At 69.7% G+C, this 22,651-nt stretch carries 22 protein-coding genes and 1 pseudogene; 16 read left to right on the top strand and 7 right to left on the bottom strand.

The features are described from left to right. Positions 1-169: 169 nt before the first annotated feature. From JHD63_RS07105 to JHD63_RS07095, 3 genes and pseudogenes are all read right to left on the bottom strand, one after another. Positions 170-367 (bottom strand): annotated as a pseudogene (locus tag JHD63_RS07105) (acetyl-CoA carboxylase biotin carboxyl carrier protein); the annotation flags it as partial. 154 nt (positions 368-521) lie between these two features. Continuing rightward, on the bottom strand, positions 522-1,091 hold the full coding sequence (locus tag JHD63_RS07100) for a TlpA family protein disulfide reductase (protein WP_198970051.1): 570 nt from the start codon (positions 1,089-1,091) through the stop codon (positions 522-524). A gap of 21 nt (positions 1,092-1,112) precedes the next feature. Beyond that, positions 1,113-1,700 carry a hypothetical protein gene (locus JHD63_RS07095; RefSeq protein WP_198970050.1) on the bottom strand — a complete coding sequence of 196 codons (588 nt, stop codon included), beginning with the start codon at positions 1,698-1,700 and terminating at the stop codon, positions 1,113-1,115. Between the two features lie 169 nt (positions 1,701-1,869). Between JHD63_RS07095 and mpl the strand changes: the two genes are divergently transcribed. Then, positions 1,870-3,246 (top strand): UDP-N-acetylmuramate:L-alanyl-gamma-D-glutamyl-meso-diaminopimelate ligase, encoded by a 1,377-nt coding sequence (gene mpl, locus JHD63_RS07090; protein WP_198970049.1) that lies wholly within the window; start codon positions 1,870-1,872, stop codon positions 3,244-3,246. Positions 3,247-3,305: 59 nt separating this feature from the next. Here the strand turns inward: mpl and JHD63_RS07085 are convergent, their stop codons facing one another. After that, positions 3,306-4,445, bottom strand: coding sequence for a 3-deoxy-7-phosphoheptulonate synthase (locus JHD63_RS07085; RefSeq protein WP_198970048.1), 1,140 nt, complete (start codon positions 4,443-4,445; stop codon positions 3,306-3,308). A 437-nt stretch (positions 4,446-4,882) separates the two neighbouring features. Here JHD63_RS07085 and JHD63_RS07080 point away from each other — a divergent pair, with 437 nt between their 5' ends. Then, positions 4,883-5,887: a hypothetical protein gene (locus JHD63_RS07080; protein WP_198970047.1), complete on the top strand. Its 1,005-nt coding sequence runs from the start codon at positions 4,883-4,885 to the stop codon at positions 5,885-5,887. 18 nt (positions 5,888-5,905) lie between these two features. Here JHD63_RS07080 and JHD63_RS07075 read toward each other — a convergent pair whose 3' ends face one another. Then, on the bottom strand, positions 5,906-7,648 hold the full coding sequence (locus JHD63_RS07075) for a hypothetical protein (protein ID WP_198970046.1): 1,743 nt from the start codon (positions 7,646-7,648) through the stop codon (positions 5,906-5,908). 85 nt (positions 7,649-7,733) lie between these two features. Continuing rightward, positions 7,734-9,194, bottom strand: coding sequence for a metalloprotease TldD (gene tldD / locus JHD63_RS07070; RefSeq protein ID WP_198970045.1), 1,461 nt, complete (start codon positions 9,192-9,194; stop codon positions 7,734-7,736). A gap of 115 nt (positions 9,195-9,309) precedes the next feature. On the opposite strand from tldD, the gene JHD63_RS07065 reads away from it, so the two are divergent. From JHD63_RS07065 to JHD63_RS07055, 3 genes are read left to right on the top strand one after another with little or no spacing between them, the layout of a single operon-like run. Beyond that, positions 9,310-9,978: a TetR/AcrR family transcriptional regulator gene (locus tag JHD63_RS07065; protein ID WP_198970052.1), complete on the top strand. Its 669-nt coding sequence runs from the start codon at positions 9,310-9,312 to the stop codon at positions 9,976-9,978. Positions 9,979-9,983: 5 nt separating this feature from the next. Continuing rightward, positions 9,984-11,174: an NAD(P)/FAD-dependent oxidoreductase gene (locus JHD63_RS07060; protein ID WP_198970044.1), complete on the top strand. Its 1,191-nt coding sequence runs from the start codon at positions 9,984-9,986 to the stop codon at positions 11,172-11,174. Positions 11,175-11,217: 43 nt separating this feature from the next. Beyond that, entirely contained in the window at positions 11,218-11,646 is a 429-nt protein-coding gene (locus tag JHD63_RS07055) for a DUF1641 domain-containing protein (RefSeq protein WP_198970043.1), read from the top strand. Between the two features lie 7 nt (positions 11,647-11,653). On the opposite strand, the gene rodA is transcribed toward JHD63_RS07055, so the two are convergent. Further along, positions 11,654-12,796: a rod shape-determining protein RodA gene (rodA, locus tag JHD63_RS07050; protein ID WP_198970042.1), complete on the bottom strand. Its 1,143-nt coding sequence runs from the start codon at positions 12,794-12,796 to the stop codon at positions 11,654-11,656. Between the two features lie 39 nt (positions 12,797-12,835). On the opposite strand from rodA, the gene JHD63_RS07045 reads away from it, so the two are divergent. From JHD63_RS07045 to JHD63_RS06995, 11 genes are all read left to right on the top strand, one after another. Beyond that, complete coding sequence (locus JHD63_RS07045; RefSeq protein WP_198970041.1) at positions 12,836-13,423, top strand: YqiA/YcfP family alpha/beta fold hydrolase; 588 nt, start codon at positions 12,836-12,838, stop codon at positions 13,421-13,423. Between the two features lie 132 nt (positions 13,424-13,555). Continuing rightward, on the top strand, positions 13,556-15,628 hold the full coding sequence (locus JHD63_RS07040) for an RNB domain-containing ribonuclease (RefSeq protein ID WP_198970040.1): 2,073 nt from the start codon (positions 13,556-13,558) through the stop codon (positions 15,626-15,628). A 23-nt stretch (positions 15,629-15,651) separates the two neighbouring features. After that, entirely contained in the window at positions 15,652-16,512 is an 861-nt protein-coding gene (locus JHD63_RS07035) for an energy transducer TonB (protein WP_198970039.1), read from the top strand. Further along, positions 16,502-17,350 carry a shikimate dehydrogenase gene (gene aroE / locus JHD63_RS07030; protein WP_198970038.1) on the top strand — a complete coding sequence of 283 codons (849 nt, stop codon included), beginning with the start codon at positions 16,502-16,504 and terminating at the stop codon, positions 17,348-17,350. The genes JHD63_RS07035 and aroE overlap by 11 nt, the downstream gene beginning before the upstream one ends. Then, positions 17,347-18,051 carry a monofunctional biosynthetic peptidoglycan transglycosylase gene (gene mtgA, locus JHD63_RS07025; protein WP_198970037.1) on the top strand — a complete coding sequence of 235 codons (705 nt, stop codon included), beginning with the start codon at positions 17,347-17,349 and terminating at the stop codon, positions 18,049-18,051. The genes aroE and mtgA overlap by 4 nt, the downstream gene beginning before the upstream one ends. A 16-nt stretch (positions 18,052-18,067) precedes the next feature. Continuing rightward, positions 18,068-18,607 (top strand): tetratricopeptide repeat protein, encoded by a 540-nt coding sequence (locus tag JHD63_RS07020; RefSeq protein WP_198970036.1) that lies wholly within the window; start codon positions 18,068-18,070, stop codon positions 18,605-18,607. Positions 18,608-19,237: 630 nt separating this feature from the next. Beyond that, a complete protein-coding gene (locus JHD63_RS07015) occupies positions 19,238-19,417 on the top strand; it encodes a Flp family type IVb pilin (RefSeq protein WP_198970035.1) in 180 nt (59 codons plus the stop codon). Then, positions 19,417-19,923: an A24 family peptidase gene (locus JHD63_RS07010; protein ID WP_198970034.1), complete on the top strand. Its 507-nt coding sequence runs from the start codon at positions 19,417-19,419 to the stop codon at positions 19,921-19,923. The genes JHD63_RS07015 and JHD63_RS07010 overlap by 1 nt, the downstream gene beginning before the upstream one ends. 53 nt (positions 19,924-19,976) lie before the next feature. Next, positions 19,977-20,255 (top strand): hypothetical protein, encoded by a 279-nt coding sequence (locus tag JHD63_RS07005; protein ID WP_198970033.1) that lies wholly within the window; start codon positions 19,977-19,979, stop codon positions 20,253-20,255. A 39-nt stretch (positions 20,256-20,294) separates the two neighbouring features. Continuing rightward, complete coding sequence (gene cpaB, locus JHD63_RS07000) at positions 20,295-21,308, top strand: Flp pilus assembly protein CpaB (protein WP_198970032.1); 1,014 nt, start codon at positions 20,295-20,297, stop codon at positions 21,306-21,308. A gap of 31 nt (positions 21,309-21,339) precedes the next feature. Further along, entirely contained in the window at positions 21,340-22,644 is a 1,305-nt protein-coding gene (locus JHD63_RS06995) for a type II and III secretion system protein family protein (protein WP_233167743.1), read from the top strand. Positions 22,645-22,651: the final 7 nt, after the last annotated feature.

Below are 22,651 nucleotides of genomic sequence, written 5' to 3'. Positions count from 1 at the left end.
CCCCCCCCCCCCCCCCCCCCCCCCCCCCCCCCCCCCCCCCCCCCCCCCCCCCCCCCCCCCCCCCCCCCCCCCCCCCCCCCCCCCCCCCCCCCCCCCCCCCCCATTTTCAAGCAGAAGACGGCATACGCGATTTCCTGTACGGTCTCGTGGGCTCGGAGATGTGTATAAGAGACAGGGGCGCGGCAGCGGCGGCGGGCGCGGCGGCCGCAGCGGCGGGCGCCGGCACCGGCGCGGGAATGAACTGCGGCACCACGGCGCCGCCGCCCTTGACGATACGGACCTTGCCTTCGGCTTCGGTGATTTCGAGTTCCGAGACGTTCGACTCCGACACGAGGTCGATCAAGGTTTTGAGCTTGCGCAGGTCCATGGGGGCTCCGACGGGCACCTTGTAAGGTGCGTGTAAAAAACAGAGCGCGAATTTACTCCAATTCGGACTTATTTCCAGCTTCTTTCCCCAATTTCCCCCAAATCCTTGAACTGGAGCAAGAAAGAAGGCCGAAACGAAAGCCCCCCGCCGGGGCTCAGGTCCGCGACCAGGAGGCCAGATCGTCGTGGCTGAGCTGGCCCATTTTACGGTGCAGCACCGCGCCGTCCGGGCCGATGGCCACGGTGAAGGGAAGGCCGCCCTGGCGGTTGCCCAGCGCCTTGGACAGATCGGTGCCCTGCAGCCCGGCCATGGCGACGGGGAAGGCCACCGGGGTCTTCTGCAGGAAGCGGCGCACCGACGAGGGCTGGTCCACCGCCACGCCCAGCACCTGCCAGGCCGCTGCGGCGCGCGCCGCCTGCTCCCGGTGGAACTGGTCGAGCATGGGCAGCTCCTCGACGCAGGGCGGGCACCAGGTGGCCCAGAAGTTGACCAGCAGGCGGCGGCCGCGCAGCGCCTGCAGGTCCAGCGGGGCGCCCTCGGGCGTTTCGAAACTCTGCTGCCACAGCAGCTCGGCCGTGTCGCCCCCGGCCGGGGCGTCCGATGCGGCATGGCGGCGCCAGGACAGCCCGGCGCCGGCGAGCAGCGCGGCCCCGGCGGCCCCGCCCAGGAGCCAGTGCCGGCGGGTGCGCTGCGGGGCGGCGGGGGTGTTGGAGGATTCAGGCATGGAAGAGGGGGAAAGAGAGGGCTATTCGTTGGCCAGCAGGGCCTGCACCGCGTCGATGTCGCCGCGCGGCGCGCGGCCCCGGGCGTCGGGCCGCAGCGCGCCGCGCAGGTCGTCCAGATCGTAGATCAGCAGATGCACGCCGACCACTTCGCCGAGTTCGCGCGAGCGCACGGCCAGGGTCAGGGCCTCGACCTGTTCGCCGTGCAGGCCGGTGACGGTCTGCGGCTCGTACTCGACATGGTGGTCGATGAGCGCGATTTCGGCGGATTTGCAGTCGTCGCAGAACAGTTGCAGGAAGATGTCGGAATGCCGAGTGGCGGTGCCGTGCCAGACCGCGCCGCCCAGGTAGGGGCGGAACCGGGCCATGCGCCGCATCCAGACCAGCGCCAGCGCGCGCAGCTTGCGCAGTTCCCCGGGCTGGGTGTCGGCGCAGAAGACCTGGATGTATTCGCGCACCGCATCCTCCACCGACTCGTTGTCGGGCAGCGGGCTGCGCGCCGGCAGGCCCAGCAGCTTCAGGGCGCGGCGCTTGGCGGCAGCGTATTCCAGGCCCTCCTCCACGACGAGCCGGGCTGCGGTCGCGGCAATCTCGGCTTTGAGCGTGTCCATGGTGGCGGTTCCTCGGTGTGGGCGTGTCGTCGTTGATTCTCGCCGCAAGCCGGCGCGGCACAGCGGGATGGCCCTGCGCGGCCCTCCGTTTGCTACCGTTTTCGTAGCGTATAGCCCAGGTGGAATCTGGGCGTCAGGCCTGTTTCTTCAAAAAACTAGAATCCAGGCCATGCACATTCACATTCTCGGCATCTGCGGCACTTTCATGGGCGGCCTGGCCGCGCTGGCGCGCGAGGCGGGCCACCGCGTCACCGGCTGCGACGCCGGCGTCTACCCGCCGATGAGCGATCAGCTGCACGCGCTGGGCATCGAGCTGATCGAGGGCTTCGATGCCGGGCAGCTGGCGCTGGCGCCCGACGTGTTCGTGGTCGGCAATGTGGTGAGCCGCGCGCGCCGCGCCGACGGCACGCCGAAGTTCCCGTTGATGGAGGCCATTCTCGACGCCGGCGCGCGCTACACCAGCGGCCCGCAGTGGCTGGCCGAAGAGGTGCTGCAGGGCCGCCACGTGCTGGCGGTGGCCGGCACCCATGGCAAGACCACCACGACGGCGATGCTGGCCTGGGTGCTGGAGGCCACCGGCCGCGCGCCCGGTTTTCTGGTGGGGGGCGTGCCGCAGAACTTCGGCATCTCGGCCCGGCTGGGGCCGGCCGGCGCGCCCTTCGTGATCGAGGCGGACGAATACGACACCGCCTTCTTCGACAAGCGCAGCAAGTTCGTGCACTACCGGCCGCGCACCGCGATCCTGAACAACCTGGAGTTCGATCATGCCGACATCTTCGATGATCTTGCGGCGATCGAACGGCAATTCCATCACCTGGTGCGCACCGTCCCCGGCTCCGGCCGGGTCGTAGTGAATGGAACGGAAGACAGCCTGCGGCGCGTGCTGGAGCAGGGATGCTGGAGCGAAGTGCGCAGTTTCGGCGCCAAAGACAGCGATTTCAGCGCGCAAGGCGAGCCGCATGCATTCGACGTGCTGCGCGCCGGCCGGCGCGCGGGCCGGGTGGACTGGGCGCTGGGCGGCGTGCACAACCAGCGCAACGCGTTGGCGGCCATCGCCGCGGCCGAGCACCTGGGCGTGGCGCCGGCCGACGCGGCGGCGGCGCTGGGCGGCTTCGCCAACGTCAAGCGCCGCATGGAAGTGCGCGGCACGGCCGCCGGCGTGACGGTGTATGACGACTTCGCCCACCACCCGAGCGCCATCCACACCACGCTCGACGGCCTGCGCCGCCGCCTGCCGCGGGGCGAGCGCATCCTGGCGGTGTTCGAGCCGCGCAGCAACACCATGAAGCTGGGCGCCATGGCCGCGCAGTTGCCCTGGAGCCTGGAGCCGGCCGACCTGGCGTTCTGCCACGCGGCCGGGCTGGACTGGGATGCCGCCGCCGCGCTGGCGCCGATGGGCGCACGCGCCCGGGTGGCCGGCGACGTCGACACGCTGGTGGCCCAGGTGCTTGCCGCGGCGCGCCCCGGCGACCATGTGGTGTGCATGAGCAACGGCGGCTTCGGCGGCGTGCACGCCCGGCTGCTGAGCGCGCTTGCTCCAAAATAGATAGCTACAAGCCCAGGTAAAACCTGGGCTTCAGCCACTTTTCTTTCTGAATTCCGGCTTCAGGCCCGGGCCTGGCGCCTCTGGGCCACGGCATCGGCCAGCACGGCCAGGGTCTCGACCGAGTCTTCCCAGCAGAGGCAGGCGTCGGTGATGCTCTTGCCGTATTCGAGCGCGCCGGCGTCGTCCTTGCCGGGCGTGAACTTCTGCGCGCCGGCCTGCAGATGGCTCTCGACCATGACGCCGAACACGCTGCGCGAGCCGCCGGCGACCTGCTGCGCGATGTCGGCGGCCACCAGTTTCTGGCGCTCGTGCTGCTTGCTGCTGTTGGCGTGGCTGCAGTCGACCATCAGCGTGGGCGGCAGGCCGGCCTTCTCCAGGTCGGCGCAGGCGGCGGCGACGCTGGCCGCGTCGTAGTTGGGCGCCTTGCCGCCGCGCAGGATGACGTGGCAGTCCTTGTTGCCGTCGGTCTGCACGATGGCGACCTGGCCGTTCTTGTGCACCGACAGGAAGTGGTGGCCGCGCGCGGCCGCCTGGATCGCGTCGGTGGCAATGCGGATGTTGCCGTCGGTGCCGTTCTTGAAGCCGATCGGCGCCGAGATGCCCGAGGCCAGCTCGCGGTGCACCTGGCTCTCGGTGGTGCGCGCGCCGATGGCGCCCCAGGAGATCAGGTCGCCGATGTACTGCGGCGAGATCACGTCGAGGAACTCGCTGCCCGCGGGCAGGCCGATGCGGTTGATGTCGATCAGCAATTGGCGCGCGATGCGCAGGCCCTCGTCGATGCGGTAGCTCTCGTCCAGGTAGGGGTCGTTGATCAGCCCCTTCCAGCCGACCGTGGTGCGCGGCTTCTCGAAGTAGACCCGCATCACGATCTCCAATGTGCCGGCGTGCCTGTCGCGCTCGAGCTTCAGGCGGCGCGCGTACTCCACGGCCGCGGCCGGGTCGTGGATGGAGCACGGCCCGATCACCACCAGCAGCCGGTCGTCGGTGCCGGCCATGATGTTGTGGATGTTGCGGCGGGTGCTGCTGATGAGCGATTCCACGGGCGTGCCCTGGATCGGGAAGAAGCGGATCAGGTGTTCTGGGGGAGGGAGCACGGTGATGTCCTTGATGCGTTCGTCGTCGGTCTGGCTGGTTTTGTCGACGTGCGCATACCAGGGCTCGCTGCTGGAGGCCTGGGGCTGGGAGACGGCTGCATTCATCGGGGGCTCCTTGGGGACAATCGGGCAAAGTCGGGTGGATCGGATCGGGGGGACCGGGAACCTCGGGGCCAAAAAAAACCGCCGGGCTGGACAGCGTCGGCGGTGTGGTTCGGGAGGTGTCTTCGGGTGCTTACGCGCTCGCCTCTCGTCCGCCTGGGACAGAGAACCAAAAGTAAAAATAGGAAGCGGCGCGCAGCGACATAAGTGCCTGGAATCTAGCACAAGTCGGCCGCGCGCGCCTCGCAGCGCCGGCGCAGTACCAGCCTGGGGCTCTCACGCTGTGTCGAAGCGGTCCTACGGCGCTCCGGCAGCAGCGACGACGGCCGTGTCGGCGGCGCTCTCCTATCGTTGCCCGTAGCCGCCAGGAAGCAGCCGAATCCCTCGACATCGCAAGCACCGGGCGGCCACCGATCCACATCTCTTACTTTGGAGCCGACATGACCACCACCGCCGTATACGCCGAAGAGCCCGGCTCCAGGACCGCCGCCATTTCATGGGGCGCGGTCTTCGCCGGGCTCGTGCTGTCCCTGATCGCCTATCTCATCCTGTCGGTGCTGGGCACGGCCATCGGCGCATCGGCGATCGACCCGATCGGCGACCGCAATCCCTTCCACAACTTCGGCGTGGGCGCGGGCATCTGGGCCGGCGTGAGCACGCTGATCGCAATCGCCGTCGGCGGCTTCACCGCCGGCTACCTGGCACGCCGCGCGGGCGCCATGCACGGCCTGCTGGCCTGGGCCTTGACCACGCTGGCGACGATCTACCTGCTGGTGAGCGCCACCGGCGGCGCGCTGAGCCTGGCCGGCAGCGCGGCCAAGACCGGCCTGAGCGTGGCCGGCTCGGTGGCCGGCGCAGGCGCGGCTGCGGCCGGGCCGGCCCTCGGCGACGCGGTCAAGGGGCAGTTGAACCAGGCGGGCATCTCGCTGGACGCGGGCAGCCTGCAGTCGCAACTGGACACCCTGCTGCGCCAGACCGGCAAGCCGGAACTGCAGCCCGAGAATCTCAAGGCCCAGGCGCAGGGCGCGGCCAATGCCGGGCAGGACCAGGCGGCCCAGGCGGCGCAGAACCCGCAGGCCGCCGACGACCAGGCCAAGGCCTGGCTGCAAGGCGTGCTCCAGCGCGCCAGCGGCACCCTGGAGGCCGCCGACAAGGACGCATTGGTCAACATCATCGCGGCCCGCACCGGCAAGAGCCGCGAGGAGGCGCAGAAGATCGCCGACAACTACGAGCAGATCTACAACCAGGCCGCCGCCAAGGTCTCGCAGGCCAAGGCCCAGGCCGAGCAGTCCGCACGGGAGGCCGGCGCCGCCGCGGCCGAGAGCGTGGCCAAGGGCTCCTGGGGCACGCTGGCGGTGCTGCTGGTCAGCGCCGCCGTTGCGGCCGGTGCCGGCGTGCTGGGGCTGCGTCGCCAGCTGACGGCAAGGCCGGTGGCGCTGCGCTGAACCCGGTCCCCGCGCCGCTCAATCGGCGCAGTCGCGGCGGAAGTCGAAGGGCTGCCGCCGCAACGCCGCGAGCACCGTGCGCCGCCAGTTGGGGTAGCGCAGGTGCAGCAGCGTTTCGCCTGCAGGCAACGCGATTCGCACGCGGGGATCGCTGCAGGTGCGGGCCATCGCCGCCGGCGCCCAGCGCCCGTCCCGATCGCCGCGCTGTTCCAGTTCCATGCCCGGCGCGAGAAAGACCGGCAGCATGACTTCCGAAGCCTGCGGGCACTGCACGCGCCAGAAAGCGGCGCGGCGCTCCTGGTGGTCGCCGGGGGCGCGGCCCTCGGCCAGGGTGCAGGTCTGCGCAGGCAACGCGGCCATCCATGCGATCGCCTGGCTCTGCGCATCGAGCAGGCCCGGCCCGGTCGTCCAATCCACCAACGGCAGAAATTCGCCGAAAGCCCAGTAGTTGTCGTCGCCGAGCGCCTCGGTCAATTGCTCCTGCGGGTACCAGGCAAGCTGCCGCAGGTGCCACCACATCTTCGGTTTCGCGGTGCAGGCCAGCACCAGCAGGGCCAGTGCGGCTCCGGCGCGCGCGCCCATGCCCGGCCATCTGCGCGCCAGCAGGTCGCCGCACCATGCCAGACCGATCACGGCGCAGACGATCAGCGCCACGGTCAGGTAGGCGAGCAGGCGCCAGGCGAACTGCAGGTACTGCGCGCCGGGCACCAGTGCGTAGAGCCAGTGCGACCACGGCGTCTGCAGCCAGGCCATCGCGGCGAGCGTCAGCGCCAGGAACCAGGCCACGCCCTGATCGCCAGCGGCCGCCGCGCTGCCGCCGGGCTGCGGCGCATCCCTGGTCGAGCGGACCCATGCCGCCAGGAACACCGCCAGCAGCGCCCACAGCGCCAGATCGAGCTGCAGCGTGATGAATTCCGATCCGCCCCAGCGCCAGGCTGGATCCCAGAAGAACCCGGCCCAGGGCTGGCCGCTGGTGGCAGGGGTGAGGCCGTGCAGCAGCAGGCGGTCCACCCGGCTGAAACGCGCCAGCGCCCACGTCGGCGCCACGAAGGGCAACAGGCAGGCCACGGCGCACAGCACGCTCCAGAACGCCGGCCGCCGCCACTGCCAGGCCCCGGTACCCCAGCGCCTGCAGGCCAGCAGGAAGGCGATGCCGAGCGGGATCAGCCCGAACAGCGCGAGCGTGGCATGCGCCAGCGCCAGCAGGGCGAGCAGCACGCCGATCCAGGGCCGCCAGCGGCCGGTGCGCAGCAGGAGCAGGCACCACGCGAACAGCCAGGGCAGCAGCATCATCGCGGCGAATTCGGCCATGGCGCCCCGCACCAGCCAGTCGGTCGTGGCGTAGTTGGACACCGGCAGCAGGGCCGCGCCGATCCAGGCCAGCGCATGATGGCGGGGCGGCAGCACCTGCCGCAGGCAAAACGCCATGCCGCAGAAGCCGGCCACCATGAACACGCCGACCGGCACCACCAGCGCCGCCTTCACGCTGCCCGTGGCCGCCAGCACGCCGGCCGAGAAGTACATGTGGAGCTTGTGGTAGAGCCCCAGCATCGGCGAGCCGAACCCGGCCTGCTGCTGCGTGGACCAGAGCGCGATCCAATGGCCCTCTTTCCATTGCCCCAGCAACGCGGCCATGCGCACGACGGGCGCCAGGCCGTCGTGGTTGACGGGCCAGCCCTCGCGCGCGAGCACGGGCACCAGCAGCAGCGCGGCCCACAGGCTGCCCAGCGCCAGGGCCGTCCACCATGCGCGTCGTGGCATCAGGCTTCGGCCCATGCCCATGAAACCGCCAGGCCCTTGCGGCGACGGCGGTGGAGGGCGGTGGATACGTCCTAGCGCAGCGGCATCACGCGGTGCCACCGACCGTCAGCCCGTCGATGCGCAGCGTGGGTTGACCCACGCCCACGGGCACGCTCTGGCCCTCCTTGCCGCAGGTGCCCACGCCCGGGTCCAGCGCCATGTCGTTGCCGATCAGCGTGACCTTCTTGAGCGACTCGGGGCCGCTGCCGACGATGGTTGCGCCCTTGACCGGGTACAGGACCTTGCCCTTCTCGACCCAGTAGGCCTCGCTCGCGGAGAACACGAACTTGCCGCTGGTGATGTCGACCTGCCCGCCGCCGAAGTTGGTGGCATACAGGCCCTTGTCGATGCTGGCGATGATCTCCTGCGGGTCCTTGTCGCCGCCGAGCATGTAGGTGTTGGTCATGCGCGGCATGGGAATGTGGGCGTAGCTCTCGCGCCGGCCGTTGCCGGTGGGCTTGACGCCCATCAGCCGGGCGTTCATCGAGTCCTGGATGTAGCCCTTCAGGATGCCGTCCTCGATCAGCACGTTGCGCTGGCTGGCATTGCCCTCGTCGTCGACGTTGAGCGAGCCGCGGCGGTCGGCGATGGTGCCGTCGTCCAGTACGGTGACGCCCTTGGCCGCTACCCGCTGGCCGATGCGGCCGCTGAAGGCGCTCGAGCCCTTGCGGTTGAAATCGCCCTCCAGCCCGTGGCCGATGGCCTCGTGCAGCAGGATGCCCGGCCAGCCCGCGCCCAGCACCACCGTCATCTCGCCGGCCGGCGCCGGGCGCGATTCGAGGTTGACCAGCGCCTGGCGCACCGCATCGTCCACGTAGCCGCCGATCAGCGCGTCGTCGAAATAGGCCAGGCCGAAGCGCCCGCCGCCGCCGGCCGAGCCCATCTCGCGGCGGCCGTTGTGCTCGGCGATCACCGTGACCGACAGGCGCACCAGCGGACGCACGTCGGCCGCCAGCGTGCCGTCGGCACGCGCCACCAGCACCACGTCGTACTCGGCGGCCAGGCCGGCCATGACCTGCGCCACGCGCGGGTCCCGGGCGCGGGCGCGCGCCTCGACCTTGCCCAGCAGCGCCACCTTGGCATTGCTGTCGAGCGAGGCGATCGGGTCCACCCCGGGGTAGAGGGAGCGGCTTTTTGCTATCTTCTTGGTAGCAACCTTGTGGCGTCCTTCCTTGGCTGCAGCCGATATCGACCGCACGGTGCGGGCGGCGTCGAGCAGCGAGGCCTCGGAGATGTCGTCGGAGTAGGCAAAGGCCGTCTTCTCGCCGCTCACCGCGCGCACGCCCACGCCCTGGTCGATGCTGAAGGAGCCGGTCTTGACGATGCCTTCCTCCAGGCTCCAGCCCTCGCTGCGGGTGTACTGGAAGTACAGGTCCGCATCGTCGACCTTGTGCGCCTTGATCTCGTTCAGGGCGCGGCTCAGGTGGGATTCGTCCAGACCGAAGGGCTCCAGCAGCAGGCGCTGGGCGATGGCAAGGCGTTCGAGGGTGGGTTCGCGGGAGATCATCCCGGGATTATTGCCTGCCCCCCACGCGGACGCGCGTCGCGAGCCGCTTTCGCCTTTCCCCTCCCGGGGGTTCCAAAGGCCAGAATGGAACGAAGATTCGTTCTATCATGTGGCGATGCAAGACGAGGACTGGACCTTCTTCCCGCATGCCGGCTCGCGGCATGAGCAGACACTGCGCGTGGCGCTCAGGCTGTTCATGCTGCGGGGCTTCTTCAACACGCCGATCCAGGAGTTGTGCGCCGAGGCCGGCGTGTCCATCGGCTTCTTCTACAGCCACTTCTCGGACAAGGAAGGCATCGCGCGCGAGCTGTACCGGCATCTGCTGGCGCGCATGAACCTGCTGCTCGACGGGATCGAGGCCCGGCACGCGCGCAGCGAGCAGCGCTGCCAGGCGGTGCTGCGCATGCTGTTCGGCCTGGCCGAGGCCGAGCCCGAGGCGATGGGCTTCGTGGTCAACGCCCGCCACCGCGAGTTCCTGCCGGACGAGCAGGCGATCTGCTCGGCCTCGGCCTTCGTGCGCATGCGCGGCTTCGTGTTCGCCGGCATGGCCGCGGGCGAGATCCGCGAGATGGAGCCCATGGTCGCGGCCAGCCTGATGTATGGCAGCGCGATCCGCATGATCTGCCTGCGGCTCGACGGGGTCATCGAGACGCCGATAGATCCGTTCTTCGACGGCCTGTGGGAGGGCGTCTGGCGCTCGCTCAAGCCTGAGGGCGGCGTGGTTTCCCGGGGCCGGCGCCGCATGGCGCCAGCCGTTGTTCCACTGAAGGCAAAGAAGGAGTAGCAGCAATGGCGCATCACATACTGATCATCGGCGGAGGCATCGGCGGGACCATGACCGCCAACCACCTGGTCACCAAGCTGTACCCGGAGGTGATCACGGGCAAGGTCCGCATCACCCTGCTGTCGAACTCGCCCTGGCACTACTACAAGCCGGCCTTCATGTACGTGGCCTTCAATGCCTTCTTCCGCGACGAGCTGCGGCGCAAGCAGCGCGGCCTGCTGCGGCCCGAGATCGACTTCCAGGTGGAGGAGGTGGAGGCCTTCGACTTCGCGCAGCAGTCCGTGCGCTGCAAGAGCGGCAAGCGCTTCGGCTACGACCATCTGGTGATCTCCACGGGCTGCGTGCCCGCGCCCGAGCGCATCGAAGGCCTGGCCGAGGCCGGCGACCACTTCTACCAGCACGCGCCCGCGCGGCAGCTGGCCGACAAGCTGGCGCGCATCGAAAAGGGCCGCATCTTCGTCACCGTGACCTTTCCCAAGACGCCCAATGTGCCGCACCAGTGCGGCATCGCGCCCATAGAGACCACGCTGATGCTGGACGACCTCCTGCGCCGGCGCGGCGTGCGCGACAAGGTGGAGATCGTCTACACCTATCCCACGGTCTCGCAGCTGCTGCGCAACTGCCTGTTCCTGCAGAAGGACACCTGCGAGATCCTGCCCGCGGTCTTCGAGCAGCGCGGCATCCGCCACCAGCGCGGCTTCACCCTGGCGCGCGTCGATCCCGAGGCCAAGGTGGCGTATTCGGAAGAGGGCCAGTCCGAGAACTTCGACATCCTCATGGCCACGCCGCCGATCCACGCCGTGCAGGCCGTGCGCGACTGCGGCCTGTCCCAGGCCCTGGACGGCGAGGGCTGGCTGCCCACCGACCACGAGACGCTGCAGGTGCTGGGCATGCGCCATGTCTACGTGCTGGGCGATACCGTGGACCTGCCCGTGAGCAAGGCCGGCGGCTCCTGCCACAGCCAGTCGCCCGTGGTGGTCAACAACATCGCCTCGCAGATCCGCTTCGGCCGCACCTGCGACGCCTATGACGGCCGCGTGGTGGCCATCGCCCAGATGGGCCTGGAGGCGGGCATGCCGCTGTGGTACGACTACCAGGTCGACGTCAAGCCCACGCCGCCGACCAAGATCGGCTCCATGATGCGCAAGGGCTTCAACCGCGGCATGTACTGGGCCGTGGCGCGCGCGCTGGTCTGACGCCAGCACTTTCATCCCAAGCACGAACACGAGGAGCACCGAGATGAACATCGCTTCTGAAATACCCGCCGCACAGCAGGCCGGTGGCGGTCTGCTGCAGGACGACGCCGCGCTGCAGGGCCTGGCCGAGCTGGTGGCCCAACTGGAGCCGCTGCTGGCGGGCCGGCGCCTGAACCGCGTGGTCGAACTGCTGTCGGCCACGGCCGACATGGTGGACATGAGCGACAGCTACATGGTCGAGAAGGTCTCCAAGGCCTTCGAGGACGGCGTGGGCGCGGCCTGGTCGGCCGGCAACGCCGCGCGCATGGCCGCGGCCCAGGTGCAGGCGATGGAGGAGACGCCCACCCTGATCGGGCTGATGCGCATGGCGCGCGAGCCCGAGGTTCGGCGAGGGCTGGCCTTCCTGCTGGCCATGGCCGGCGCGCTGGGACGCCAGCATGCCTACGATCCGATCGACTACACGGCCGACTGAAGGATGACTAGCTTCGCGCCCGCGCGATCGACATCAGGATGCCCAGCCCCAGCCCCAGCGTGACCATGGCCGTGCCGCCGTAGCTGATGAAGGGCAGCGGCACGCCCACCACCGGCAGGATGCCGCTGACCATGCCCATGTTCACGAAGGCGTAGGTGAAGAAGATCATGGTCACGGCGCCGGCGAGCAGGCGCGAGAACAGGGTCTGCGCCTCCAGCGCGATCAGCAGGCCGCGCGCGATCAGGAACAGGAAGCCCAGCAGCAGCAGCGCGTTGCCGATCAGGCCGAACTCCTCGGAGTAGGCGGCGAAGATGAAGTCGGTGGTGCGCTCGGGGATGAATTCCAGGTGCGTCTGCGTGCCGGCCATGAAGCCCTTGCCCCAGATGCCGCCGGAGCCGATGGCGATCATGCCCTGGATGATGTGGAAGCCCTTGCCCAGCGGGTCCTTGGTGGGGTCGAGCAGGGTGCAGATGCGCTGCTGCTGGTAGTCGTGCAGCACCGACCAGCGCACGCCCTCGGCGCACAGTTGCGGCTCGAACCAGATCACCAGCGCGATGCCGACGGCGGCCACCAGCACCGGCGGCAGGATCAGCTTCCACGACAGGCCGGCGAAGAAGATCACCGACAGCCCCGCGGCAAGCACCAGCAGCGAGGTGCCGAGGTCGGGCTGCTTCATGATCAGCCCCACGGGGACCGCGAGCAGCAGCACCGCGGCCAGGAAGTCCAGCGGCCGCAACTGGCCTTCGCGCTTCTGGAACCACCAGGCCAGCATCAGCGGCATGGCGATCTTCAGGATCTCGCTGGGCTGTATCACGATGCCCAGGTTGAGCCAACGGGTCGCGCCCTTCTTGGTGATGCCGAACAGGGCGACGGCCACCAGCAGCGCCACCCCCGCGGCATACAGCGGCAGCGCCAGCGCCATCAGGCGCTGCGGCGGCACCTGGGCCACCACGAACATGATGCCGGCGGCGAGCAGCATGTTGCGGCCATGGTCATAGAAGCGCGTGCCATGGTCGTAGCCCGACGAATACATGGTGAGCAGGCCGGCGGCGCACAGCAGCAGCACGGCCAGCGCCAGCCAGCCGTCGAAGCCCTGGAACAATGGAAGCAGCCGCTTCCCGAGGGAGGGCTTGTCGAATACGGCGGACATCCGCGGATTATCCCGCGCCCACCACCGGACCCAACGCCCATGCCCACCACCCACCTCCTGTATCTGCACGGTTTCCGCTCCTCGCCGCAGTCGGCCAAGGCGCGCCTGATGGCCGCGCGCGTGGCCCTGCGCCATCCGCGGGTGCACTGGTGGTGCCCGCAGTTGCCGCCCTCGCCGCGCGCGGCGATGGAGAGGGTGGCGGCGCAGGTCGCCACGTGGCCGGCGGCGTCGATGGCCGTGGTGGGCTCGTCGCTGGGCGGCTTCTACGCGAGCTGGGTGCAGGCCCGCACCGGCTGCGCCAAGGCGGTGCTGCTCAACCCTGCGGTGAACCCGGCGCGCGACCTGGCGCGCTACATCGGCGAGCAGACCGCCTGGCATGCGCCGCAGGAGCGCTTCTACTTCGCCCCGGAATTCGTCGATGAGCTGCGCGCGCTGCGGGTGCCGCCGCTGGACGACCCGGCGCGCCAGTTCGCGCTGCTGACCCAGGGCGACGAGGTGCTGGACTGGCGCGAGATGGCCGCGCGCTACGCCGGCGCCACGCTCACCGTGCTGCCGGGCGGCGACCACGCCATCTCGGATTTCGAGCGCCACCTCGACGCCGTGTGCGGCTTCCTGGAACTGGCCTGAACCGCTTTTCTTGATGAAAAATGCCTGTAGCCCAGGTTCCACCTTGGCCTACAGCTATATATTTAATAGCAAACACCTTTCACCAGCGGCGCGCCGAAGCCCGCCATCGCCGGGATGGGAGAATCCCGCCCCATGTATGTACTGTTCGAAGAAGCCGGCAAGTTCATGGCCGGCCGTGTGTTGTCCGAGGCGGAGTCCTCGGCGCAGGTGGAACTCGACTCCGGCAAGCGGGTCAGGGTCAAGTCGGCCAACATCCTGCTGAAGTTCGAGAAGCCCCAGCCGGCGGCCATGCTGGCCGAGGCCCAGGCCGGCGCAGCCGGGATCGAGCTGGAGATGGCCTGGGAGTTCGCCCCGGAAGAAGAATTCGGCTTCGTCGATCTGGCGCGCGACTATTTCAGCGCCAACGCCACGCTGGGCCAGCAGGCGGCCATGCTGCTGCGGCTGTTCGAGGCGCCGCACTACTTCCGCCGCGCCGGCAAGGGCCGCTTCCGCAAGGCGCCGGCGGAGATCGTCCAGCAGGCGCTGGCCGCGATCGAGAAGAAGAAGCTGCTGCAGCAGCAGATCGCCGACTGGGCCACTGCGCTCGGCCAGGGCCAATGCCCGCAGCCGATCCGCGAGCAGCTCTACAAGATCCTGTTCAAGCCGGACAAGAACGCGCCCGAGTACAAGGCCGTGGTGGACGCCTCGCGCGCCACCCAGACCGCACCGCTGGAGCTGCTGCGCAAGGCCGGCGCCATCGACTCGGCCTACCAGTTCCACTGGAAGCGCTTCCTGTTCGAGAACTTCCCCAAGGGCACGGGCTTCCCCGCGCTCACGGCGCCGGCGATTGCCGAGGACCTGCCGCTGGCCGAGGGCGTGCAGGCCTTCTCCATCGACGACTCGCAGACCACCGAGATCGACGATGCGCTGTCGGTGCAGGGCCTGGGCACGGGCACCGTCACGGTCGGCATCCACATCGCCGCGCCGGGGCTGGTGCTGGCGCCGGGCGACGCCATCGACCAGGTGGCGCGCCAGCGGCTGTCCACCGTCTACATGCCGGGCCACAAGATCACCATGCTGCCCGACGAGGTGGTGCAGCGCTACACGCTGGGCGCGGGCGAGGCGCGGCCGGCCGTGTCGCTGTATGTCACGCTGGACGAGGCCACGCTGGAGATCCGCGCCAGCCAGACCCGGATCGAGCGCGTGCCGATCGTCGCCAACCTGCGCCATGACCAGCTCGACGACGTCATCACCGAGCAATGGCTCACCGACGCCGATTTCAGGAGCCAGAACCCGCTCAAGCCCATATCCGACCTTGGATATTCGCTATCATTTTTATACCGATTGGCCTTGGAGCTGAAGGCCCGGCGCGAGCTGGTGCGCGGCAAGCCCGAGACCTTCAACCGGCCCGACTACAACTTCCGGCTGCTCGGCACCGTGGGCGACGAACCGCGCGGCGACGAGCAGGTGCAGATCACCACGCGGCGCCGCGGCGCGCCGCTGGACCTGATCGTGGCCGAGGCCATGATCCTGGCCAACAGCACCTGGGGCAACTGGCTCGGCGAGCTGGGCGTGCCCGGCATCTACCGCAGCCAGGCCAGCATGGCGCCCGGCGTCAAGGTGCGCATGGGCACCAAGGCGCTGCCGCATGCGGGCATCGGCGTGAAGAGCTACGCCTGGAGCACCTCGCCGCTGCGCCGCTACACCGACCTGGTGAACCAGTGGCAGATCATTGCCGCCGCGCGCCATGGCCGCACCGCCGCGCTGGCCGCGCCGTTCAAGCCCAAGGACGCGGAGCTGTTCTCCATCATCTCCGGCTTCGACGCCGCCTACGCCGCCTACAACGCGCACCAGGGCGGCATGGAGCGCTTCTGGACGCTCAAGTACCTGGAGCAGAACGGCATCACCGAGATAGAAGCCGCCGTGGTCAAGGACAACCTGCCCGGCGGCGGCGTGCTGGTGCGCGCCGACAGCCTGCCGCTGGTGCTGCCGGTGTTCGGCGCCCAGGGCCTGCCGCGCGGCGCGCGGGTGCGGGTGCGCCTGGGCGAGGTCGATGCCATCGCGCTCGACGTGCACGGCACGGTGCTCGAGCGGCTCGATGCCGAGGCGGCCGCAACGGACGCCGGCGATGAGAACGCCGAGGACGAGGACGACACCGTGGCCGGCCCGCTGGCCATCGCGGTGGACGTGAACGAAGCCGAAACGCCGCCCGTCGCCAACCCCTGAGAACGCCGCGCTCGCCTGCCGCCGTGAATCTCCGCGCCCTGACCGCCTCGCTGTCGCCGCTGAAGATCGCGCTCGGCCTTTCGGTGGCCGCGCATGCGGCGCTGCTGGCGGTGCGCTTCGTCGCCCCGCAGGCCTTCGACCGCATGTTCCAGTACACGCCGCTGGAGGTGGTGCTGGTCAACGCCCGCTCCAGCGAGGCGCCGGAGAAGGCCCAGGCCATCGCCCAGGCCTCGCTCGCCGGCGGCGGGGAGGCCGCCTCGGGGCGCGCCACCTCGCCGCTGCCGTACTCGGCCTTCACCAGCATGGGCGAGAGCTTCGAGGAATCGCAGCGCCAGCTCGATGCGATGCAGGCGCAGCAGATGCAGCTGCTGGCGCAGATCCGCCAGCAGATCGCCTCGCTGCCGCTGCCCGACCCGCGCCGCGCCGACGCCTCGCCCGAGCGCCAGGCCCAGGAGGAAAAGCGGCGCCAACTGGTCAAGCTGCTGGCCGAGATCGAACGCCGCATCAACGAAGAGAACGCCCGCCCGCGCAAGCGCTACGTGAGCCCGGCCACGCGCGAGGCGGTCTACGCCATCTACTACGAGCACCTGCGCCGCCGGGTGGAAGACCGCGGCACCACCCATTTCCCCGAAGCCGGCGGCAAGAAGCTGTACGGCGAGCTGACCATGGTCATCACCGTGAACCACGACGGCTCGGTGCTGGCCACCGAGGTGGTGCAGGGCTCGGGCAGCACCGTGCTCGACCGCAGGGCCGAGGCCATCGCGCGCAGCGCCGGGCCGTTCGGCGCCTTCGACGCCGCCATGCGCGCCAAGGCCGACCAGATCGCCGTGGTCTCGCGCTTCAAATTCACCCGCGACGCCACGCTCGAAACCAATGTCCGCTGATGCCTCCCCCCTCCAGGACCGCTATTGCGTGGTCGGCAACCCCGTGGCGCACAGCCGCTCGCCCTGGATCCATGCGCGCTTTGCCGCGCTGACCGGCCAGGCGCTCACGTACGAGCGCCTGCTGGTGCCGCTGGACGGCTTTGCCGAGGGCGTGCGCGCCTTCATGGCCGAAGGCGGGCGCGGCTGCAACGTCACCGTGCCCTTCAAGTTCGAGGCCGCCGCGCTGGCGCAGTGCCTGACCGAGCGGGCCCGGCTCGCCGGCGCGGCCAACACGCTGCGCTTGGACGCCGACGGCCTGCACGCCGACAACACCGACGGCGCCGGGCTGGTCGTCGACATCGAGCGCAACGCCGGCGTGCCGATCCGCGGCCGGCGGCTGCTGCTGGTGGGCGCGGGCGGCGCCGCAGCCGGCGTGCTGGGCCCGCTGATCAGCGCGGGCCCCACGCGCGTGGTGCTGGCCAACCGCACCCATGCCCGGGCCGAGGAACTGGTGGCGCGCCATGCCGACTGGGCGCGCGCTGCCGGCGTGGCGCTGCAGGCGGCGCAGACCGCGGCGCTGGCCGAGCCCTTCGACATCGTCGTCAACGCCACCGCCAGCAGCCTGAGCGGCGGCGGCATCCCGGTGCCGGCGCAGGTGCTGCGCCCCGGTGCGCTGGCCGTGGACATGATGTACGGGTCCGCTGCGCAGCCCTTTCTCGAATGGGCCGCACGCCACGGCGCCGTCGCGCGCGATGGCCTGGGCATGCTGGTGGAACAGGCGGCCGAGTCCTTCCGCTTCTGGCGCGGCGTGCAGCCGCCCGCCGCCGAAGTGCTGGCCGAACTCCGAAGCCTCGTATGAAGGCAGCCGCCCGCTGGCTCGGGCTGGTCGCCCTGGCGGCCGTGCTGCTGCAGTTGTTCTTCGTGGCGCGCATCGCCGCCATGGCCGTGCTGGCGCCGGAGTCCACCGCGTTCCAGCGCTCCGAGGCCTGGCGCGCGGAGCAGCAAGGCCGGCTGGGCCGCTGGCGCCAGGCCTGGGTGCCCTATGCCGAGCTGCCCGACACCCTCAAGCGCGCCGTGATCGCATCGGAGGATGCGGGCTTTGCCACCCACGGCGGCGTCGACTGGGACGCCATCCGCCAGGCCTGGCACGGGAACGAGCGCGCCGCACGCCGCGCTGCGGTGCGCGAGCCGCGCATCAGGGGCGGCTCCACCATCACCCAGCAACTGGCCAAGAACCTGCTGCTCTCGGGCGAGCGCACGCTGCTGCGCAAGGGACAGGAACTGGTGCTGGCGCAGTGGCTGGAAGCCTTTCTTTCCAAGCGGCGCATCCTCGAGCTCTACCTCAACAGCGTGGAGTGGGGCGAAGGCGTGTTCGGCGCCGAAGCCGCCGCGCAGCGCTACTACGGCAAGCCCGCTGCGCGGCTGTCTGCCGCCGAGGCGGCGCGGCTGGCCGTGATGCTGCCGCGGCCGCGCTACTTCGAGAAGCGGCCCGATTCGGCCTACGTGGCCAGCCGCTCCGCGGTCATCGTGGCGCGCATGGGCGCGGTACAGTCGCCGTGAACGAGGAAATACCTGCATGAAAACCGTCCGCCTTCTCGCGCTCCGTGCCCTCCCCGCCGCCGCCTTGTTCGCGGCCCTGCATCTGTCCCCGGCATGGGCAACGGACTACGAGGACGTGGAGGCGCTGCTGCAGGCGGGCAACCCTGCGGCCGCACTGGCCAGGGCCAACACGTTCCTCGAATCGCGGCCGCGCGACCCGCAGATGCGCTTTCTGAAGGGAACGCTGCTGAGCGAGCTGGGCCAGCGCGCGGAGGCCATCGCCACCCTCCAGCAACTGACGCAGGACTACCCCAGCCTGGCCGAGCCGTTCAACAACCTGGCCGTGCTGCAGGCCGCCGAAGGCCAGTGGAGCAGCGCGCTGGCGTCGCTGGAATCGGCGGTGCGCCTCAACCCCTCGTATGCCACGGCGTACGAGAACCTGGGCAACGTCTACATCCAGCTCGCCCGCGCCTCCTACGCGCGCGGGGCCGACCTCGACCCCGGCAATGCCGCGCTGCGCGCCAAGCTCGAACGCGCCAAGGCCATCGCCGAGGCCACCGGCGCCGCCAGGCGCTGAGCGCCCCCAAGCCCGCGCCTGCCAGCCCCGAACCGGCCGGCGCGCCATCCGAGCGTCCGCCGCCGCCGCTCGCGCCTGTACGTTCCCATCGCCGCGCACGTCACTGCAACTCGTAGCTCGTCGTGGTGGCGTAACCCCCCCCCACTGCCACCCCGGCCGCGCGGCGTAATCCCCTGTAATTCGCGCGTCCCCCTCCTGCATCCTAGAGTGGATGGCAATCGCGGCGTCGGCTGGAAATTTTCGTGCCAGAGCCTGGACAAAGTCGTTTGCCCGATTTTCCCCGGACCTGCAGGGAAATCCTTTTATTCAATCAGTGGTTTCCATGTTCCCGTTACGTAGCATTATTCAAATGTTACCCGTAACGCCGTAACGCGATTAGCAATGAAGCCACACCATTTGGCCGGCTGCCGCATCCGCGCAAAACCCGGAGGCCATAGGGTTCTTTCCAGCGTCTGTTGAATTTGGTTACCATGGATACAACGGTGGTGGAAGAATAGACATGCAAACACCGTGTACTGCAGATCGAAGATCACAGAACATATTCATCCTTATTCGTTTCGAATTTCCATTGATTTCCATCGAATGAGTGGCAGGGTGGGATTTTTTCCATTATTTCCCAAAGGAGTTTCCATGAGCACGTTTATCTCCGACTTACTCCGCGACGAAGAAGGCGCAACCGCCATTGAATATGCGCTTATTGCTGGATTGATAGCAGTGGCGCTCGTCGCCTCGCTGACGGCGCTTGGCACGGACCTCAGCACCTTTTTCAAAGGCATCGGCGACAAGCTCAAAACGCTAGTGCCAACGTAATGCCGTGGGCGGCGCGAGCATGCCTGCTGCTGCTGTTGCTGGCCGTATGGGTCCACGACTGGCGCCGGCGGCGCGTGCCCAACCGCCTGGTGCTGGCGGGGCTCCTGGCCGGAGCGGCGGCGCTGCTGCCCGGGGTTCATCAGCCGCTGGGCGTCGGCCCCTGGCAGGCGCTGGCGGGAATGTTGGTGGGCTTCTTTTGCCTGCTGCCCTTCTACCCGCTGGGCTGGATGGGCGCAGGCGACGTGAAGTTCGCAGGCGTGCTGGGGCTCTGGTTCGGTGTGCAACCCTTGCTGCCGATCTGGTGCCTGGCCAGCCTGCTGGCGGCGCTGCATGCGCTGGCGTGGGTCGCGTTACGGCGTCACCCCCTGCCGCCATTACTGCAGCGTGCGCTGGAGGGACAGCGCGGGCCGGCTGATACGCCGGGCGCCGATCAGGCCCCGCGCCGCTGCATTCCTTATGCAGCCTACCTGGCCATGGCCGCCATGGCGGTCATGGTGACGCGATGAAGACAAACGCGGGGTGCCGAGCCTCGCCGGAGGATCCGATGTTGAAGACATGCATGCGAGCGCCGGCTAACGCTCACCGGCCACACCATGATGCCCCGCGCAGCGGCACCACCGCCCTCGAGCTGGCGCTGTTGTCGCCAGCCTGCCTCGTGGCGCTGTATGCCATCGTCAGCGCCGGGTCCGCCCTGGCCGAGCAGCACCCCGGCGCCCGGGGCAAGCCGGTGGCGCAGCGCCCGGTCGCAGCACGCGCGCCATCGGATCGGTTGATGGCGTCGGAGCGGCTCGGCTCCGTTGCGCCCGCGCTGGCGGCCTGCAGCACCTCCGGCATCTGAACCACTTCGCAACCACGCAACCGCGGCAGGACATCCCATATGGGCAACTTCACCAAGATCGCCGCCATTCTGCTGATCGTGATCGGCTTGGCGCTCGGCGGCTATGCCTGGTACCTGGGCAGGCACCCCGCGCCGCCCCCACCGGCAGCCGCAGCGAGCACGGTCGCGGCGCCACCCGCGGCGCTCAAGCCGATCGTGGTCACGAGCCGCGCCGTACCAGCGGGCAAGCCGCTGGAAGAGGCCGACCTGCGCGTGGAGTCGCTGCCCATGGACCCCGAGGGCGCCTTCCATGCCATGGCCGCGGCGGTGGGCCGGGTACCGGTGCTGGACCTCGGGGCCGGCGCACCAGTCCTGGTGCCACAGCTCGCCACGGGTCTGGCGCTGCGGGTGGCGCAGGGCGAGCGCGCGGTGGCGGTCAAGGTGGACGAGGCCAATGCCGTCGGCCATCGCGTGCAGCCGGGCGACATGGTGGACGTGTTCTTCGTGCTCAAGCGCGACAACGGCGAAATCGACCGTAGCCAGGCGCGCCTGTTGCTGGCGAAAAAGAGGGTGCTGGCCTACGGCGAGGCCTCGCTGGACGGCCCGGATGAAGCCGACCCCAATGCCAAGGGCGCAGGGGCGCGACAGCAGCGCGCGGCCCAGGCGCGCACGGCCGTGCTGGCCGTGCCGGTGGAGGACGTGGACCGCCTGGCGCTCGGAGAAGCCAGCGGCCGGCTGCTGCTGGCGCTGCGCAACCCCCAGGACGAATCGCTTCCGGACCCCGCGCTGTTCGCCGCCCTGCCCACCGCGCTGCAACCCGTGTCAGCGCGGCCGGGCGCAGCGCCGCCGGAGCCGCTGCAGGGCATGGACCGGGCGCAGGCCGGCCTTGCCATCGCGGCCCTGGTCGACGGCGGCGTACAGCGCCCGGCGACTGCGGCTGCGGCGCAGCCAGTGCCGGTGCATGCGGCCGCCCGCCCCACGCCGCGCCGGGCGACGGCGGGCGCGCCACCCGCTACGGAGCGCGTGCCCGTCGAATTCATACGCGGCGACAAGCAGGAATTGGCCCACTACTGAAATGCCATTGCAACGTCGAATGAGGATCACCATGCCCCTGCGCCCCCTTCCTGCCCTGCTGATGTGCCTGCTGCTGGGCCTGGCCCGTCCGGTCTGGCCTGCAGATGTCCCGCGGGAAACGCTGACCCTGCTGGTGGGCGCTCAGCAGGAGCGGTTGTTCGAGGCGGGGGTGGAACGGGTCGCGATTGCCGATGAGTCCGTGGCGGGCGTGGCCATCACGCGCAAGAACCGAAATTCGGCCGCCGCGCGGCTGTTCGTCACTGGCAAGGCGCCCGGCAGCACCACGGTGATGGTGTGGGAGAAAGGCGCGGCCGCGGCCCGGCTCTATGCCGTGGAGGTGCGCCGCCGGGTCGACACGCTGGACGGCGAACTGTCCGGCATGACCGAACACCACCAGGCCCTGCAGGAAGCCACCGCCGCGCGAGGCGAGAAGGCGCTGCTGCTGGACCGCACCCAGATCAACGTGGCCAGCCACACGGTGCAGGTCGATGTGCAGGTGGTGGAATTCAGCAAGACCGTCCTGCAGCAGGCCGGCCTGAACCTCGTGGGCACGGGGCCCAACAGCCACGGGTTCAACTTTGGCGTGTTCAGCCCCACCACGCTGACCAGCGCCACCCTGGGCCCCGGCGGGACGATCAACGCGTCATCAGTGTCCCCGTTTGCGCAGGCTTTCAACCTGCTGCTGAATTTCGGCAAGGCCGGAGTCGGCGTCAATCTGAGCCTGCTTGAGGGCAACGGACTGGCGCGGGTGCTGGCGGCACCGACGCTGGTGGCGCTCTCGGGCCAGAGCGCAAGCTTTCTCGCGGGCGGCGAAATCCCGGTGCCGGTGCCGCAGGGACTGGGGACCGTGAGCATCATCTACAAGCCCTTCGGCATTGGCCTATCCCTGACGCCGACGGTGCTGTCGGACGAGCGCATCGTGCTCAAGGTGGCGCCCGAGGCCAGTGACCTGGACTACACCAATGCCGTCACGCTCAACGGGGTGTCCGTGCCGGCCATCACCACGCGCCGCGCCGACACCACCGTGGAGCTGGGCGATGGCGAGAGCTTCGCCATCGGCGGGCTGGTCAGCCGCACCACCACCTCGAACGTGGACAAGGTCCCGATGCTGGGCGACCTGCCGGTCCTCGGCGCGTTCTTCAAGCGCCAAAACTTCCGGCGCAAGGAGACGGAGCTGGTGATCATCGTCACCCCGCGGCTGGTCAAGCCGCTGGCACGCGGCACCCCGCTGGAAGGCATGCTGCCCGGACACGCGGAGCAGCGCGCGGCGCCCGGCTGGAGTTCCTATTTCGTCGGCAACCCGGCGCAGGATGCGCTGCCGGGCTTCTCGCGCTGAGCACGGG

This window comes from Xylophilus sp. ASV27, from assembly GCF_016428875.1.
Taxonomy (GTDB): Bacteria; Pseudomonadota; Gammaproteobacteria; order Burkholderiales; family Burkholderiaceae_C; genus Xylophilus.
Note: the sequence above shows the minus strand (reverse complement) of the source record. Positions and strands in the feature narration are given on the sequence as shown.

What these genes read in the sequence shown, in the direction of transcription:
- cpaB (WP_198970032.1), top strand. Translation starts at nt 20,295, where the DNA reads ATGGGCAACTTCACCAAGATCGCCGCCATTCTGCTGATCGTGATCGGC.
- mtgA (WP_198970037.1), top strand. Translation starts at nt 17,347, where the DNA reads ATGAAGGCAGCCGCCCGCTGGCTCGGGCTGGTCGCCCTGGCGGCCGTG.
- JHD63_RS07045 (WP_198970041.1), top strand. Translation starts at nt 12,836, where the DNA reads ATGCCCACCACCCACCTCCTGTATCTGCACGGTTTCCGCTCCTCGCCG.
- JHD63_RS07075 (WP_198970046.1), bottom strand. Translation starts at nt 7,648, where the DNA reads ATGCCACGACGCGCATGGTGGACGGCCCTGGCGCTGGGCAGCCTGTGG.
- JHD63_RS07005 (WP_198970033.1), top strand. Translation starts at nt 19,977, where the DNA reads ATGCGAGCGCCGGCTAACGCTCACCGGCCACACCATGATGCCCCGCGC.
- rodA (WP_198970042.1), bottom strand. Translation starts at nt 12,796, where the DNA reads ATGTCCGCCGTATTCGACAAGCCCTCCCTCGGGAAGCGGCTGCTTCCA.
- JHD63_RS07010 (WP_198970034.1), top strand. Translation starts at nt 19,417, where the DNA reads ATGCCGTGGGCGGCGCGAGCATGCCTGCTGCTGCTGTTGCTGGCCGTA.
- JHD63_RS07020 (WP_198970036.1), top strand. Translation starts at nt 18,068, where the DNA reads ATGAAAACCGTCCGCCTTCTCGCGCTCCGTGCCCTCCCCGCCGCCGCC.
- JHD63_RS06995 (WP_233167743.1), top strand. Translation starts at nt 21,340, where the DNA reads ATGCCCCTGCGCCCCCTTCCTGCCCTGCTGATGTGCCTGCTGCTGGGC.
- JHD63_RS07095 (WP_198970050.1), bottom strand. Translation starts at nt 1,700, where the DNA reads ATGGACACGCTCAAAGCCGAGATTGCCGCGACCGCAGCCCGGCTCGTC.
- JHD63_RS07065 (WP_198970052.1), top strand. Translation starts at nt 9,310, where the DNA reads ATGCAAGACGAGGACTGGACCTTCTTCCCGCATGCCGGCTCGCGGCAT.
- JHD63_RS07055 (WP_198970043.1), top strand. Translation starts at nt 11,218, where the DNA reads ATGAACATCGCTTCTGAAATACCCGCCGCACAGCAGGCCGGTGGCGGT.
- mpl (WP_198970049.1), top strand. Translation starts at nt 1,870, where the DNA reads ATGCACATTCACATTCTCGGCATCTGCGGCACTTTCATGGGCGGCCTG.
- JHD63_RS07080 (WP_198970047.1), top strand. Translation starts at nt 4,883, where the DNA reads ATGACCACCACCGCCGTATACGCCGAAGAGCCCGGCTCCAGGACCGCC.
- JHD63_RS07040 (WP_198970040.1), top strand. Translation starts at nt 13,556, where the DNA reads ATGTATGTACTGTTCGAAGAAGCCGGCAAGTTCATGGCCGGCCGTGTG.
- JHD63_RS07085 (WP_198970048.1), bottom strand. Translation starts at nt 4,445, where the DNA reads ATGAATGCAGCCGTCTCCCAGCCCCAGGCCTCCAGCAGCGAGCCCTGG.
- aroE (WP_198970038.1), top strand. Translation starts at nt 16,502, where the DNA reads ATGTCCGCTGATGCCTCCCCCCTCCAGGACCGCTATTGCGTGGTCGGC.
- JHD63_RS07100 (WP_198970051.1), bottom strand. Translation starts at nt 1,091, where the DNA reads ATGCCTGAATCCTCCAACACCCCCGCCGCCCCGCAGCGCACCCGCCGG.
- JHD63_RS07060 (WP_198970044.1), top strand. Translation starts at nt 9,984, where the DNA reads ATGGCGCATCACATACTGATCATCGGCGGAGGCATCGGCGGGACCATG.
- tldD (WP_198970045.1), bottom strand. Translation starts at nt 9,194, where the DNA reads ATGATCTCCCGCGAACCCACCCTCGAACGCCTTGCCATCGCCCAGCGC.
- JHD63_RS07015 (WP_198970035.1), top strand. Translation starts at nt 19,238, where the DNA reads ATGAGCACGTTTATCTCCGACTTACTCCGCGACGAAGAAGGCGCAACC.